The sequence below is a fragment of the Trebonia kvetii genome (assembly GCF_007827045.1).
Taxonomy (GTDB): domain Bacteria; phylum Actinomycetota; class Actinomycetes; order Streptosporangiales; family Streptosporangiaceae; genus Trebonia; species Trebonia kvetii.
The window spans coordinates 40,881-55,912 of the sequence record NZ_RPFW01000001.1; the positions used below are offsets into that span (position 1 = coordinate 40,881).

General features: G+C 68.6%; 12 protein-coding genes. 7 read left to right on the forward strand and 5 right to left on the reverse strand.

The window, feature by feature from the left end; genetic code table 11:
- Positions 1–7 precede the first annotated feature (7 nt).
- Together EAS64_RS00140 and EAS64_RS00145 are read right to left on the reverse strand one after the other, a co-directional pair.
- Positions 8–814, reverse strand: coding sequence for a 4'-phosphopantetheinyl transferase family protein (locus EAS64_RS00140; protein WP_145850679.1), 807 nt, complete (start codon positions 812–814; stop codon positions 8–10).
- Between the two features lie 93 nt (positions 815–907).
- On the reverse strand, positions 908–2,659 hold the full coding sequence (locus tag EAS64_RS00145; protein ID WP_145850680.1) for a GMC family oxidoreductase N-terminal domain-containing protein: 1,752 nt from the start codon (positions 2,657–2,659) through the stop codon (positions 908–910).
- Positions 2,660–2,859: 200 nt separating this feature from the next.
- Between EAS64_RS00145 and EAS64_RS00150 the strand changes: the two genes are divergently transcribed.
- The 7 genes from EAS64_RS00150 (at position 2,860) to EAS64_RS00180 (ending at position 10,197) form a co-directional block, all read left to right on the forward strand.
- Entirely contained in the window at positions 2,860–4,263 is a 1,404-nt protein-coding gene (locus EAS64_RS00150; protein WP_145850681.1) for a wax ester/triacylglycerol synthase domain-containing protein, read from the forward strand.
- A gap of 151 nt (positions 4,264–4,414) precedes the next feature.
- Positions 4,415–5,485 carry a porin PorA family protein gene (locus EAS64_RS00155; RefSeq protein WP_145850682.1) on the forward strand — a complete coding sequence of 357 codons (1,071 nt, stop codon included), beginning with the start codon at positions 4,415–4,417 and terminating at the stop codon, positions 5,483–5,485.
- Positions 5,486–6,059: 574 nt separating this feature from the next.
- On the forward strand, positions 6,060–8,240 hold the full coding sequence (locus EAS64_RS00160; protein WP_187365579.1) for an MMPL family transporter: 2,181 nt from the start codon (positions 6,060–6,062) through the stop codon (positions 8,238–8,240).
- The gene (locus tag EAS64_RS47275) at positions 8,237–8,752 is read left to right on the forward strand and encodes a flavodoxin domain-containing protein (RefSeq protein ID WP_145852200.1); all 516 of its coding nucleotides are present in this window, start codon (positions 8,237–8,239) and stop codon (positions 8,750–8,752) included. The genes EAS64_RS00160 and EAS64_RS47275 overlap by 4 nt, the downstream gene beginning before the upstream one ends.
- Positions 8,745–9,284, forward strand: a complete 540-nt coding sequence (locus tag EAS64_RS00170) for a nitroreductase/quinone reductase family protein (protein ID WP_145850684.1) — start codon at positions 8,745–8,747, stop codon at positions 9,282–9,284. Before EAS64_RS47275 ends, EAS64_RS00170 begins: the two co-directional genes overlap by 8 nt.
- Complete coding sequence (locus tag EAS64_RS00175; protein ID WP_145850685.1) at positions 9,281–9,994, forward strand: DUF4386 domain-containing protein; 714 nt, start codon at positions 9,281–9,283, stop codon at positions 9,992–9,994. The genes EAS64_RS00170 and EAS64_RS00175 overlap by 4 nt, the downstream gene beginning before the upstream one ends.
- Positions 9,991–10,197 (forward strand): hypothetical protein, encoded by a 207-nt coding sequence (locus EAS64_RS00180; RefSeq protein ID WP_145850686.1) that lies wholly within the window; start codon positions 9,991–9,993, stop codon positions 10,195–10,197. The genes EAS64_RS00175 and EAS64_RS00180 overlap by 4 nt, the downstream gene beginning before the upstream one ends.
- Positions 10,198–10,271: 74 nt before the next feature.
- On the opposite strand, the gene EAS64_RS43140 is transcribed toward EAS64_RS00180, so the two are convergent.
- From EAS64_RS43140 to EAS64_RS00190, 3 genes are all read right to left on the reverse strand, one after another.
- Positions 10,272–10,448, reverse strand: a complete 177-nt coding sequence (locus EAS64_RS43140; protein ID WP_187365580.1) for a hypothetical protein — start codon at positions 10,446–10,448, stop codon at positions 10,272–10,274.
- A gap of 126 nt (positions 10,449–10,574) precedes the next feature.
- A complete protein-coding gene (locus EAS64_RS00185; RefSeq protein ID WP_222848890.1) occupies positions 10,575–11,414 on the reverse strand; it encodes an NAD(P)-dependent alcohol dehydrogenase in 840 nt (279 codons plus the stop codon).
- A 602-nt stretch (positions 11,415–12,016) separates the two neighbouring features.
- The gene (locus tag EAS64_RS00190) at positions 12,017–14,158 is read right to left on the reverse strand and encodes a putative bifunctional diguanylate cyclase/phosphodiesterase (protein ID WP_145850687.1); all 2,142 of its coding nucleotides are present in this window, start codon (positions 14,156–14,158) and stop codon (positions 12,017–12,019) included.
- Positions 14,159–15,032: the final 874 nt, after the last annotated feature.

A 15,032-nucleotide genomic window follows, 5' to 3' on the forward strand; every position in this document is an offset into this window, starting at 1 on the left:
TCCAGGGCTAGCTGACCGGCCGGTCGATCCAGCGGTGCGACGGGAGCATGGTGTCCACCGGAGACTGTGCCTCAAGCCCGGCGGGCGGGGAGCCGCCTGGCGATGGGCCGCCGGGCGGCCAGCAGGCGGTCACCAGGAACGCACCGCTCCGCCGCCACCAGCCGGGGAAGACCTCGCCCTCGGCGGTGCGAACGCGGAGCTCGGACCAGGTGCGCTCCGGCGGGCTCAGCTCGGCCACAGCCACCTCGACCGAACGAGTGTCCCGGCGCAGCCCGGTCTCCAGCACCTTGAGCGCGCTTTCCTTGGCCGACCAGATGAGGTTGGCCGCCATGTCCCTGGCCGGGCCTGCGCTGTCCACCAGCCGCTGCTCCGCTTCCGTCAGGTAATCGCGGACGAAGGCGTCGCTGCGCGGCTCGACGATCTCAACATCACAGCCGAGCGCGGCCGCGCGGTCCGCTACCAGGCAGACGGCACACCCCGCCCGGTCGGTGAGCGACACGCCGCGGCCCGCCTGCCGGCCGTCGATGTAGAGCCGGGGGGCGCCGCTCGGCGCGTTCCTGCCCTCGATCCTGGCAAGCACGGCCGGATCGTCCGGCCAGCCGAGTACCCGCGCCACCGCGAGCTTGAGCGTCCACCGGCCGAGCAGGAAGTCGGTTCGCCGCTTGGCGTAGCGGAGCGCGTCAGCCCGGCCGCGCTCGGCTGCGCTGAGCCAGTCGCCTGCGGCAGGCAGCTGATCCTCGCCGCGCGCGAGCCACCAGGTAGCAAGCGCCTGGCTGGCCTCGCGATCACGCCCGGTTCCCGGCGTCATGGACATCGCGTCCGCCTTGACTGTTCGGTTGGCTCGAGCACAGACACCACGGATCCGTTCGGATGGACTCTATGCTTTTATCCCGAACGGGGGCAGGGGTCAGGCCTTCAGCGGCGGTGACAGCCGCAGCGCGGCCGGCGCACCGGCGGGCACGGCTGGATTGCGCGGCGGGACGGGCGCTACCTTCTGGTAGGAGGCGCCCGGGGCGGGCCGCGAGTCGGCGTCGCCGCGGTTAGGCCACATCGCCATGGCCCGCTCGGCTTGGGCGGTGATCGTGAGTGCCGGGTTCACGCCGAGATTGGCCGAGACCGCCGAGCCGTCGACGATGTGCAGTCCCTGGTACCCGTAGACGCGGTGGTAAGGGTCGATCACGCCGGTGGCGGCCGAGTCCCCGATCGCGGCGCCGCCGAGGAAGTGCGCGGTCATCGGGATGTTGAACAGGTCGGTCCAGGTGCCGAAGGCGGTGCCGCCGATTTCCTCGGCGAGCAGCCGCGTGGCGCGGTGTGCGCTGGGAATCCAGACCGGGTTCGGCTCGCCGTGGCCACGCCCTGAGCGCATGCCCCAGCCGAACCGCCCGCGGTTGGCCCGGACGGTGATCGAGTTGTTGCGGCTCTGCATGACCAGCGCGATGACCGTCCGCTGCGACCAGTGCCGGAGGTTCACCACCTTGCCGAGTTCTAGCGGATGGGCGGCCACCTGGCGCAGGAATTTCGCCCAACGCGGTGTACGCCCGCCACCGTCGATCAGCAACGTGCGCAGCGCTCCCATTTCATTGCAGCCGTGGCCGTACCGAACCGGTTCGATATGGGTGTCTTCGTCCGGGAAGAACGACGAGGTGATCGCCACGCCGCGGGTGTAATCAGCACCCTTGAGCCGCAGTCGCTCCGCACCGAGGATGGCCTCGGAGTTGGTGCGGGTCACCGCGCCAAGCCGGTCGGACAGCAGCGGCAGGGAACCAGTCGCCTTCATCTTGTGCAGCAGCTTCTGGGTACCCCAGGTGCCCGCGGCGAACACGACCTGCCCGGCCGACAGCGCGCGCCGCTGGCGGCGCGGGCTTCCGGTGCGCTTGACCTCGACCGTGAACCCGTCCGGGCGGGGGTGAACCGCGGTCACCGTCGTCATGGGCATGATCCGCGCGCCTGCCCGTTCGGCGAGGTAGAGGTAGTTCTCGGTCAGCATGTTCTTCGCGCCGTTGCGGCAGCCGGTCATGCACGCGCCGCACTCGGTACAGGCGGCCCGCAGCGGCCCCGCACCGCCGAAATAGGGGTCCGTGGCCCCGGTTCCCTGGCCATCAGTTCCCTGGCCATCGCCGAAATACACGCCGACCCGGGCCAGATGGAACGTGTCGGCACGCCCCATCCGGTCGGCGACCTTCTTCATCGCCAGGTCCGCCGGGGTCATGGTCGTGTTGGGCACCACGCCGAGCATCCGTTCGGCCTGGTCGTAATACGGTGCGAGCTCGCTGCGCCAGTCCGCGATGCCGCTCCACTGCGGGTCGTCGTAGAAGGGCTCCGCCGGCCGGTACAGCGTGTTCGCGTAGTTGAGCGAACCGCCGCCGACCCCGGCCCCGGCCAGGATTAGCACCCGTGAGTCCTTCTCACCGCGCAGCAGATGGATGCGCTGGATGCCGGTCATGCCGAACTGCGGTGCCCACATGTACCTGGAAACCCGCCACGACGTCTTCGGCAGAGCGCTATGACGCTGTCCGGGGAGGGGCTCGGCTGGATCATCGAACCTGCGGCCAGCCTCAAGCACGCCGACCCGGTATCCCTTTTCCGTCAGCCGCAGGGCTGCGACACTGCCGCCGAAGCCTGACCCGATCACCAGAACGTCATAATCAAGACCACTCATCGCATCTTCAGCCCCCCGGGACCACGGCCGGGGCCGCAGCCGGCATCCGTGACCGTCGTCCCCTGCCAGCCTAGAAGGCCGGACCAGCGAATGCTACCCCCTAGTAACCTACGGACGTCGAGCCGCCAGGGGTCTTGTGCCCACGGACCTCGGGACCTCGGGCCCTGCCAGGGCCAGCGGTCCCGCCATATGTTCGGAAGATGACGACACCTAGCGGCGCGTATATGGGCGCGAGCGACGCGTTCTCCTGGCACATGGAGCGCGATCCCGTGCTCAGGCCGTCCATCGTGGTGGCCGTCTTGCTCGACCGCCCGCCCGACTGGGATGCGCTCGTGGCGCGCGTCGAGCGGACATCCCGGCTCATGCCCTCGCTGCGCCAGCGCGTCATCGACAGCCCGGTCCCCGCCGTCGCCCCCCGGTGGACCTACGATCCCCACTTCGACCTGACCTGGCACATGCGCCGCGTCCCCGCTCCCGAGCCCCGGACCTGGGACGCGGTTCTCCGGCTCGCACACGGGCCGGCGATGGATACCTTCGATCGCGCTCGTCCGCTGTGGGAACTCACCCTGGTCGAAGGCCTCGAAAACGGAGCGGCGGCGCTCATCGTCAAGGTCCACCATTCTCTGTCAGACGGCGTAAGCGGGATGCGCCTGCTGGCGGCCATGGCCGACCCGAAGCGCAAGCCCCGCGCCCTGGGCAAGATGCCGCCGGCACCGCTAGGCGAGAAGGTGGACCACCTCACCCTTGTCGCCGACGCCGCGGGCCTGATGACCGCGCAGCTCACGCGCTTGGCCTGGCGCGGAGCCGAGGCAGCCATCCCGGCTCTGCTCCGCTCCGCACGCGACCCGGCCGGCCTCGCCCGCGGCGCTGTCGCGATGGCCCGCTCCGTCTACCGGACAGCAGGGCCGAGTTCTGGTGCCATGTCACCCCTGATGCGGGAGCGGGCGACGGCACGCCATCTCGCCGTGATGGAGGTCTCCCTTGATGCCATGAAGGCGGCGGCCAAGGCGGCCGACGGGACCGTCAACGACGCCTACCTGACGGTGGTGACGGGGGGACTGCGCAGATACCACGAGCGCCACGGCACGTCCGCCGAGTCCCTGCGGGCCGTCGTTCCGGTCAGTCTCAGGACCGAGGACGACACGGGCTGGGGAAACAGGATCACCCTGCAGCGGCTGATTCTGCCGGTCGGGGAACTAGAGCCTGGCGTCCGGATGCGCGCCCTGCACCGCGTCATCGAAGCGGCACGCAGGGAGCCGTCTCTTCCCGTTACCGGCATGATCGCGGGGGCGCTCAACATGCTGCCGGTCGGCTATGTGGGCGGGATACTCAAGCACGTCGACTTCCTGGCAAGCAACGTAACCGGCCCCCAGGCTCCGGTCTACCTGGCCGGCGGCAAGATCACCGGCTTGTTCGCGTTCGGGCCCACCATCGGGGCCTCACTCAACACGACGCTGCTGTCGTACGCCGGCACCTGCCATATCGGCATCAACATCGACACCGCCGCGGTGCCAGACCCGGACGTACTGCTGGCCTGCCTTCAGGAAAGCCTCGCCGAGGTTACGGTCCCGAGCGCCGCCGAGCCGGTTCCGGCGCAGCCATGAGGCAAGGGGGGTGAAATTTCACATTACTGGCGAACATCATCAGCTCTCTCACCTAGCACGGGGACATGACCCCGGCAGGTGGCACTAAGCGTGCCGTCTGGACCAGAACGGCAACGGGGCGACCTGGGCGGCATGCGTGACAGGAGTCATCATGCGCAAGACCGCAATCTCAAGTGGTGTGATCGGGCTGGTCCTGCTCATCTCCGCCGGCCTGATGGCCTGGTGGATCACGCCGTCGTACATCGCACGCGTGCCGAGCGATTTCAACAAGACGCGGACCTACGACGCCACGATCCGCACGTTGTTCAACCCGGCGGCGCTGGCGACCGGCAACCTGGCCGGCGCCATCAAGACAGGCCTGCCCGCGACAATCTCCGAGACCGTCAAGGTGCAGCAGACGTCGGGCAACACCGCCCTCGTGCAGGACACCAGGAACATCACGGTGGCCGGCAGCACCGTGGGGCAGACCGTCTCGCCTTACGCGCTCGACAGGCAGACCCTCGAGGCCACAAGCAGTCACCCAGGCAGCTGGAGCGTGATTCCCGCCACGGGCCTGGCGGTGAGCTGGCCGTTCGGCGCGAAGCAGCAGAACTATACCGGGTGGGTCTACCAGACGAACACCACCACCACCCTGAGGTACGTCAAGCAGGCGCAGCAGGGTGGCATCAACACCTACGAGTACCAGGCGACCGTCGCTCCGACTCCGATCAAGAACCCGCAGCTGCTGGCGAGCCTGCCCAAGTCGCTGCCGGTGTCTTTGCTGCCGGGCCTGAGCGCGGCCGGTCTTATCTCGCCGACCGTCCTGACCAGCCTGGCTCATGCGTTCCCGAACGCCACCTCGGTTCCGCTCGCCTACACCTATCAGTCAGCCAACACCTATTACGTGGCGCCCGCCACCGGGCTGGTCGTGAACGTCAGCAACAACGAGACCGAGATGGGCGGCATCGCGCTCCCTAACGGCCAGATCCTCCCCGTGCTGCCGGTGCTGGCGTACACCTACCACGCCACCCCCGCCAGCCTGTCGGACGCCGTGAACGACGCTAACAGCGGCAGCAGCACGATCACGACCTTGGGAGTGACCGGGCCGATCACCGCGGCGGCGGTTGGCTTCGTCCTCCTGGTCCTCGCCGCCTTGCTGTGGATACGGGGCGGCAGCAAGGGCCGCCCTGCCAGGACGGCTAGCACTGAGCGCCACCCCGCCCCCGCAAGCGGTAGCCGCTGATTGCCACCCTCCCACCTGGGCGCCTGCGCCTCAGGTCAACGACAGGCAGGACCGTGCGAGCGCAGACCCGCGCTCGCACGGTCACGTCCGCCGCCCCCCACGATGACCAGGACGTAGGCGGACCGGTCGGCTCCGAGGGTGAGGCCGATGCGGCGGGCCGGCGCCTACTCGCCCACCCCGAAGAGCCTCCCGCCGGCGCGCGGGCCTTCGCCATGCGTGCCCGATCGCATGGACCTGCGGGTACGTTTTCGGCTTGTCCCGCGTGGTCGTTTGCCAGCGTCGGGCCATGGTGAACGTCACCGTCGAGGCTCGGGTCGCGTTTGACTGCCTCGACAATTGCGATCGCAGAATGTGACCTACGACTCTTATCTTTCGCTCCCGTCCGTCGTTGGCTGGTAACGGATTCGCCATGCTCGTTCCCATGCCGTGAGAGGCCAAGATGAGTGAGTCGGATGAGGTAGGCCAAACGCATCCAAGGGCTGCGCGGGTCGTTGGCCCCGATGCCGCCGCGAAAACGGATGCTGTTATTACGCCGACAAGCCGGGGTCCGGCCGGCCTGACAGAAAGAATTGCCGTGGCGAGCGCCAGCCGAGCGCGCCGCGTGCTTGTGATCTGGGGGGCTGCCGTGGTGGTGGCGCTGATTCTCATCGGCACCTCGCTCAGCGGCCTGTCGACTAGTGCCCATGTGGTGGGGACCACGCAGTCCAGCCAGGCCGCAGCCCTCTACGGCCAGGCGATGGGTGCCTCGGCTGGCCAAAGGCCGACCGATGTGATCGTGGTCAGCTCGAAAAGCTCAGCTGTCGGCGACCGCAACTTCCAGAAGTCCGTGGCCGATCTGGTGGCTCAGGTCCGGACGAGCCCGGGCGTCACGCATGTGGCGGCGGATCTGAGTGCTGGAAGCCAGTTCGTCTCCTCCGACCAGCACGCGGCGCTGATCGCGCTGCGGGCCGCGAATGACGCGGACATAAAGCCAGTGGTGCGGGACGTCCAAGCGGCAAACGGCAGCGGCGAGTTCTCCGTGGCCGTCTACGGCGACCACACGGTCGGGAATGACTTCACGACGCTATCGGCGAGCGACCTCCAGCACGGGGAACTGGACTTCGGGCTGCCGATCGCCATCGTCATCCTGCTGCTCGTGTTCGGCGCCGTGGTCGCCGGCTTGGTGCCGGTGCTCATGGCTTTGCTCTCCATCATCGTCGGCCTGGGTATCGCTGCGCTCCTCGCCCGCGAGTTCAGCCTCTCCGTCTTCATCGTCAACATGATGACCGGGATGGGCCTGGCCCTCGGCATCGACTACTCGCTGCTCATGATCTCGCGCTTCCGGGAGGAACGCGGCCACGGCCATGGCAAGCAGGCGGCGATCCGGGTGACCGGAGCCACCGCTAACCGCGCCGTGCTCTTCAGCGGCAGCACTTTCGTCGTCGCCCTGCTCGGCATGCTCCTGGTACCGGTGACCATCCTTCGCAGCCTGGCCGCCGGAGCGGTGATCGTCGGCGTGGTATCCGTCGCCGTCGCGCTGACCCTCCTGCCGGCGATGCTCAGCCTCATGGGCGACCGGGTGAACTCGCTGCGCCTACCCATCGTGGGCAAGAACCTCGGGCGCTCCGACGCTGCCGAGGCCCGGATCTGGACAGCCGTGACCAGTAGGGTGATGCGCCGTCCAGCCGTGAGCCTGGCACTAGCGGGAGGACTCATGGTCCTGGCTGCGGTACCGGCGCTCGGCCTTCACACCGGTCAGAGCGGAGTGGCCACGCTGCCTGACAACCTGCCGTCCAAACAGGGGTACCTGGCCGTCCAGCGTTACTTCCCGAGCCAGAGCCAGGATCCGGTCGAGATCGTCTCGGTGGGAGGGACCGGCAGTGCCCGGTCAGACCTCGCGAAGCTCGAAGCCGTGCTCGCCGCCGACCCGCGCTTCGGGCCCGGTGTCGTTCAGGCCTCGCCTGACGACAAGATCCTCACACTGACCGTTCCCATCCGGGGTGACGTCGTCTCCAGCCAGGACGTAGCGGCTGTACTCAGCTTGCGCCAGCAGCTGATCCCATCGGCGTTCGCCGGTTCCGGCGCAAAGGTGTACGTCGGAGGAAAGACCGCCGATGAGGCCGACTACTTCCATGCCGTTAGCAGCCCGACTCCGTACGTGCTGGCATTCATACTGGGACTCAGCTTCCTTCTGCTGATGCTGGCCTTCCGGTCGCTGACGATCGCGGCCGTCTCGGTGCTGCTCAACCTGCTGTCTGCCGGGGCCGCCTACGGCCTCCTCACACTCGTGTTCATTCACGGGGTCGGCGCGGGCATCTTCGGGTTCCAGAAGGTTCCCGTCATAGATGCGTGGGTCCCGCTGTTCATGTTCTCGGTGCTGTTTGCCCTCTCGATGGACTATCAGGTCTTCCTGATGAGCCGGATCAAGGAGCGCTATGACCAGTGCGGCTCGACACGCGAGGCGGTGGCGGGCGGTGTCGCGTCCACGGCCAGGATCATCACCGGCGCGGCGCTGATCATCGTTGCGGTGTTCGCCGGCTTCGCTCGCGGGCAGCTCCTGCAGTTCGAGGAGATGGGCTTCGGCGTGGCGGTAGCCTTGATCCTGGATGCCACGTTGATCCGCTTGGTCATCCTCCCGAGCACCTTGAGCTTGCTCGGTCAACGCAGCTGGTACCTGCCGCGCTGGCTGGACTGGCTGCCGCACCTCCAGGTGGATTCACCCGAGGCACCCCCTATCGACCATCCCAGAGCCGCAGGAGCACCCAGCCCGGCCTGAGCCGAAGTGTCCTTGTTGCCTACGCCACCCGGCACGGCGCCACTGCCGGGATCGCCAGCCGGGTCGCGGCTGCCCTCACGGCGGCGGGACTGCCGGCCGAGGCGCGGCCGGTCGAGGATGTTAAGGACGTCGAGCCGTACGAGGCGGTTGTCATCGGCGGTGCTGCGTACATGTTCCACTGGCTGAGGCCGGCCGTGACGTTTGCCCGGCGGCACCGCAAGGAGCTCGCGGCGCGGCCGGTATGGGTGTTCAGCAGCGGCCCGCTCGGCACCGAACTGGTGGACAAGGACGGGAAGAACGTCCTGGAGGCCACGCGGCCGAAAGAGTTCGACGAACTTACCAAGCTGCTGCACCCGCGGGGCGAGCAGGTCTTCTTCGGCGCGCGTCCTCTGCTCCTGTTATCCGGTTCTGCACAGGTGAGGCAGTGGGCTCAGGCCCATGGGCCTGACAGGTGGCGCCCTTCGGCCCTTACTTCTTGTTCCTCAAGAAGTTCATGCTCCAGTTATGTCTAAGGTTCGTGAGGCGCGGGCGTCGGCTACGCGTAACCGGCCGCCCCGGCTGCCGCCGCGGTGGTTCATCGTGCTGGCCTGGCACGGCCATCGCGCGCTCGTGCGCGTGACGCGCGGCCGGCTGGGCTTGTGGCGGCCGAAGCCCGACGGCTGGGGAGCGCTGCGGCTCACCGCGACGGGCCGGCGCACCGGGCGGCCGCGACCGGTCGTCGTCGGCTACTTCGAAGACGGCCGCAACCTGGTCACCATGGCAATGAACGGGTGGGGGGCGGCCGAGCCCGCGTGGTGGCTGAACCTGCAGGCTCATCCCGACGCCATCGCCCAGACTAGCGACGGAGCACGACCGGTCCGGGCGCGTCGTGCGCAAGGAGGCGAGCGCGAGCAACTGTGGTCCCGCTGGGCCGAGATCGACAAGGACCTCGACGCCTACGCCGCGCTGCGGCCAGCGGAAACCGCCGTGGTCGTACTCGAGCCAGGAGACACTGCCGGCCCGGCAGCCGAGCTTGCCGGCTCGCCAGAGGGCGGCACGCCATGAAAGCACGCGACGCCCGGGCCACCACCACCGGGCTGTTGCTCATCGGGGCAACGGCCGCGAGCCTGGTGGCCACTGCGCTCCAAGGCTCTCTCCTCGACGGACCCGGCTTCCTGGCCACTGTGGCCCTCCACCAGAACCGGCTGCTGACGACGGCGCTGTTTCAGCTCCTCGCAGCCTTCACCAGCACCGCCATCGCGGTCACGCTTTACCCGGTACTGCGCCAGCATGCCGCCGGAATGGCCCTCGGCGCAGTCGCCTTCCGGATCATCGAGGGCGTGTTCTACGCCCTGTCAGCGGCGGCCACGCTGATCCTGGTCAGCCTGTCCGACCAGCTCACGGCCGGCGCGTCCGCAAACGCGTCGGCCGACCTCGTACGAGACCTGCGCGACTCCGCCAGCTGTGTGGGAATCCTCGCCTTCTACACCGGCGCCACCCTGTACTACCTCGTCTTCTACCGGTCACAGCTGATCCCCCGCTGGCTGTCGGCCTGGGGCCTGGCCGGCACGGCTCTCGGCCTCGCCGCCGGCCTGCTGGTCCTTTACCGGTCCACCGCTGCGATGTCCGGCACGCAGCTAGCGCTCAACCTCCCCATCGCCGCGCAGGAGCTTGTCCTGGCAGTATGGCTGATCATCAAGGGATTCCGGCCCGAGGCGACGCCGGCATCGACAATGACATCAAGGTCTACCCGGGCGTCGGTCACTCCTTCATGAATGATCATCCCGGCAAGCTGGCCGCCTTCGCAGGCGCGGCAGGTAAGGCAGGTAAGGATGCGGCGCTGCCCCGGGTGTTCACGGTCGTCAGCCTGCTCAGCGGACCGCTGATCGGGATGGGCTTCGACGAGCAGGCAACGGGCGACGCTACAGCCCGTATTGTCGCTTTCTTCGATGAGCACCTGAGGCCACCGGCTCCCTGAGGTCCGCCCCCTGAACTCAGCAGATCCGGGCGTTGGGCCCCGGCCAATGCGTGTAGAGGCACAGAACACCTCGTCTACATCGATGGCGCCGGATGGCCGGGGACCAGGTAACCGCTGAACGCCGCTCCGCTGAGCCACTCGACCGGGAACCGCTGGCCTTCCAGCCCGCAGGCAAGGGCGATACCAACCCCTATCGCCGTCAGCCCCACCACCACCTCAAGGACGATCAGCACCAGCCGGATCGCGTTCACCCCGGCACCTCCGGACAGTCACGCTGCCCGCGGGCGCTCCGGGCGGGTAGGGGCCAAGGACCCGCTGCCCGGGGCCATTCGCTCCGGCATGAAGCCGGTCGGCGCGTCATGTGCTAACCGTCACGATCACGTTGCCCTTCTTGTGCCCGCCGTCAACGTAGCGTGCGCCTCGGCCATCTGCTCCAGCCGGTAGCACCGGTCGATGACCGGCCTGATCGCCTTCGTCTCGGCCAGTTCCTTCAGCACAGTCAGGTCCCTGGCGAGCAGCTTCGGCGTTCCGTCGTCGACCGAGATGCAGGTCCCGCCGGGGGCCAGCGCCCGGCGGGCCTGCCGGAGCGCGGCTGCGCTCTTCCGTTTGCCGACTGCGTCGAAGATGACGTCGTAGGGCCGCTGGTTCTGCGTGAAGTCATCTGCGGTGTAGTCGATCACGGTGGCGGCTCCCAGCGACCTGACCAGTTCCAGGTTCGCGCCGCTGCACACGCCGGTGACGTCGGCTCCGAAGTGCCTGGCCAACTGGACGGCGCTGGTGCCGACCGCGCCGGAAGCCCCGTACACGGCCACCCGCTGGCCGCCGCGTACGCCCGCACGCCGCAGGAAGTGCAAGGCCAGCAGGCCACCATAGGGAATGGCCGCGGCCTCCTCATGCGTCAGGCCGCCCGGCATTGCCGCCAGAACCGTGTCCTGGGGCCAGCACACGTATTCCGCGTAGGTGCCGAAAACATGACGGTCAAACCCGAACACCTGGTCACCCCTGCCGAAGATGGTGACATCCGCGCCGACGGACTCGACCTCACCGGCCAGGACCATACCCAGGATGCGCCGCCGCGGCCTAGTCAGGCCCAGTGCCAGCCGGGCGGCAACCCGGTAGCGGGCCGGCAGGTTCAGGCCCCGCACATAACAGTCGCTTGATGTCACCGCCGTCGCCGCAACCCGGATGCGGACCTGGTACCTGCGGGGAACCGGCATCGGCACATCTTCGACCCGAAGGACCTCCGGCGGCCCGTACCTCGTACACACAACCGCTTTCACCCAGTGAACCCCTTCCGCCTTTCCGAGTTCCCTGCCAGCCGTTTTCTCGACCCTTACCTGGCTTATCCGGGTCATCTCAAAAGCATGTTCCGCCACCGCCGGGCAGCACAGGGCCACAAGTCACCAGGCGGGGTCCGGCCTCACCCGTCGCAACGAGCGAACGCCGTGATCGGGCAACCGCTGCAGCCTCCCGCACCCGCTACCGCGCCGACAAACCCGATCTGGTGAGCCAGTGCACCGTCATCCGCTCACATGACAAAAGGACCAGGTCGGAAGTGATTTCCGACCTGGCCATTCGTCGCTTTAACGTCCGGGCGCTGGCGGTGACTGCGCCAGTTCGGGCGAGGCGGCAATGCTTCGCAGTGCCTTATCCCTCACCCGCGCGGCCGAAGGCAACCCCTGGGTCGAGGGCGAGATTGGCGGAGGACATCAAGGTGCCGGGAGTGGTCACGCTCAGTACCTATAGAGATGACGCTTAATTGAACGTCCAGGTGAAGCCGGACCCGAGGGCTTAGCTACCTATTAAAGGGCCCCTGGGGCTACCTGATGAGCGGACCGGCCAGGATCATGGCCTGGGCCTGGGCCAGCCCGATAGGCCGGCTGTAGAGGTAGCCCTGTCCGAGGCGGCAGCCCAGCTCGGCCAGCAGGTCGCGCTCAGTGGTCTGCTCGATGCCCTCGGCCACGACGTCCATATCCAGCGATGCGGCGATCTGCAAGATCCCCGCGATCATCTGGGCAGGCGCACCCGGCGTAAGCCCGCTCACGAACATCCTGTCGATCTTGATGATGTCGACCGGCAGGTCCCGCAGCCGCGCCAGTGAGGAGTAGCCGGTCCCGAAATCGTCCACGGCGACCCGTGCCCCGGTCGCCTTCAGCTTGCCCAGCTCGCCCGCCAGCCACTGCCGGTCGGAGCCCAGCATCGTCTCGGTCACCTCCAGCACGACCATCGCCGGGTCGACCGCATGGCCGGTCAGGGCGTGGTGCAGGTCCTGGGTCAGCCGGGGGCCGAACTGAACAGGGGAGACGTTGATGTCGACGAAGACCGGCCGTCCGGCGGCGGTGTTCAGGGTGACGGCCCCGGCGACGCCCTGGCTGAGCACCCAGGCGCCCAGGTCACCGATCAGGCCCTCGGACTCGGCCAGGTGCACGAAGCGGTCCGGGCCCAGCCGCCCGAGCCGCGGATGCTGCCAGCGGACCAGCGCCTCGAACCCTACGATCAGCCCGTCGGCCAGCACGGCGATCGGCTGGTACTCCAGCAGCAGCTGCCCTCCGCCGATGGCCTCGCGCAGGTCCGCGATGAGCATCGCCTGCTGCCGCCCGGTCTCACGCAACCCCGGGTGGTAAGCGATGCGGGCGCTGGGCCCGGCGTTCTTGGCCGCGTGCAGCGCGACTTCAGTGTTGAGGATCAGATCGTCGACATCTCCGGTAGCCGCGGTGGCATAGCCGAGGCTATATGCCGGGTGCACCCGCTGCCCGTCCACAATCATCGGACGGGCGACCGCGGCGGCCAGCCCGGCCGCCAGCCGGTCACCGGCGCCCTCGGCCGCGGGCAGGTCGGCGAGTACCGCGAACCGTTCCAGGCTGCCGCGGGCGACCCGGGCGTCGCCGGCCGCGCGGACCAGCTGTCGTGCTATGCGCCGCAGCACCTCATCGGCCCCCCGGCGGCCGACCGTCTCGCTCACCACATGGAACTGGTCCAGCTCGACCAGGAAGAGCGTCGGGTCCTTCCCGGCAGCCAGCTGCGCGCGGGCGTCGGTCAGCAGCACGGGAAGGACCATCAGCCCTGTCACCGGATCGGTGGCGGTCGCGCGGGCCGCGGCCCCGAGGCGGGCGACCACGAACATGCCCGCGGCGGCGCAGGCCACGGCGACCACCATCCCCCGGGTGTGATCGGCCCTCGCCGCCTGGATCAGCAGCCCGGCCGGGACCAGTAGCACGACCAGCGCGAACAGCCACACCCGCGGGCCGCGGTCGAGCTCCCCGTCGGCTCCAAACCGCTGCGGCGGCGGCCACAGCGCCGCCAGGCCCCAGCAGGCTAGGAACCCGGTGCGCAGCGTCTGATACAGCCAGTCCGCCACCGGATCCGCGGACAACGCCGTTACAAAGCCGCTGGCCAGAAGCCAGATCGCGGCCGCGATCAGCAGCCACGCCGACGGGCGACGGGACACCATCGTCAACCGGACCGACAAGGCGAGGATTACCAGGTCGGCCAGCGGATACAACAGTGACAAGTTCCGGGCATCGGCCCGCGAGGCCCGCCCGGTCAGCGTCAAGAGGACCAGCACCACCACCAGCCCCGCGGCCAGCACCCCGGCATCCCAGAAGTCCCCCGACCTGGCGACACCGCGGGTCATCCGGCGAAGCGCCACCACGTAAAGGGCGTAGACCGGAACGTACAGCACGTCGACCAGGTGCACCGGCGCCGACGGCAGCGGGTAGATCACATCGACCGTGGTGAACAAAACCGCCGATGCGGCCAGCGCCAGCCACCCCGCCGCGTCCCTCACCGGGTACAGCACCGGCGCCGCTGCCAGGACCACGGCGGTAGCCAGCCCGAGCAGAAGCGACGCCCCGGCCGGCGACCACCACCGGCCCAGCCCCGCCGCAACGGCCACCACGACATAGCCGGCCACCAGGCCATTGACAGGAAACGGCCCGCGGGGAGCAGCCGGCGCGCTCACCGGCGCAAGCACTCCCACGAGCCGGACAGGCCCAGACAGCCCACCCGCTCGGCTACCCCAACAATTGCCCCCATGGCTGGACACTAATTCACGGCCGCGCAACCAACCCCACCGGGCCACGTGAACCGTCGGTAGCCCAGCACTCACGTCGGGCGCGTACCGCTCACGTCCACACCCCAGTAGACGATCAACGCCACCGATCCTGAGTGCTGCGCCCGGCAGGACGAGGACCACAGCCGGGGAACCCCCGCAGAGCCGCACCAGCGGGCGAACCCTGGCCACTCATGCGAGCCAGGCGCGGACAGCAGCCGCGTCTCTCGGTCTTCCGCTACGGCCACCACTGACCAGGGGCGCGTCCGCTCATTTGACCACCCGTACCTTGACGCACACGGATGCGACTCCCTGCAGGCGGGCAAGACACGGAAAGGGAGGCCGGGCCGACCGCGGGTAACTGCGGCGACGGGCCGCCCAAAGGCCGGACAGCGTGCCCGCTGTATGTCCGACAGGAAGGTGAACTGGAGTCATTCGCGGTCACTCAGGGACAAAGCGAAAACGCCGCCGACCTGCGTCGGCGCAGCTCAACGCAGCCAGATCCAGAGCCTTCCAAGCTGGTCATGCGGGTTCGATTCCCGTCAGCCGCTCCAGCTTAACGAAGCCTTTTTGCATTTGATTTCGAGTGCCTGCATCCAGCGCGGGGCGTTCCGTGCCCGATCGATGAGGGACACGCACCACCTGCTTGCGAGTGGTCTTGCAATGGCGTTTGAGGGCGCGGGACTTTGGGGTCAGGCGGCGCAGCTCGGCGCCGCTGCGGGCCCGGTCAAGCTGCCAGAAGAGCAGCGATGGGTGCGCGGCGCCTTGGCCATCTCCGACGGGC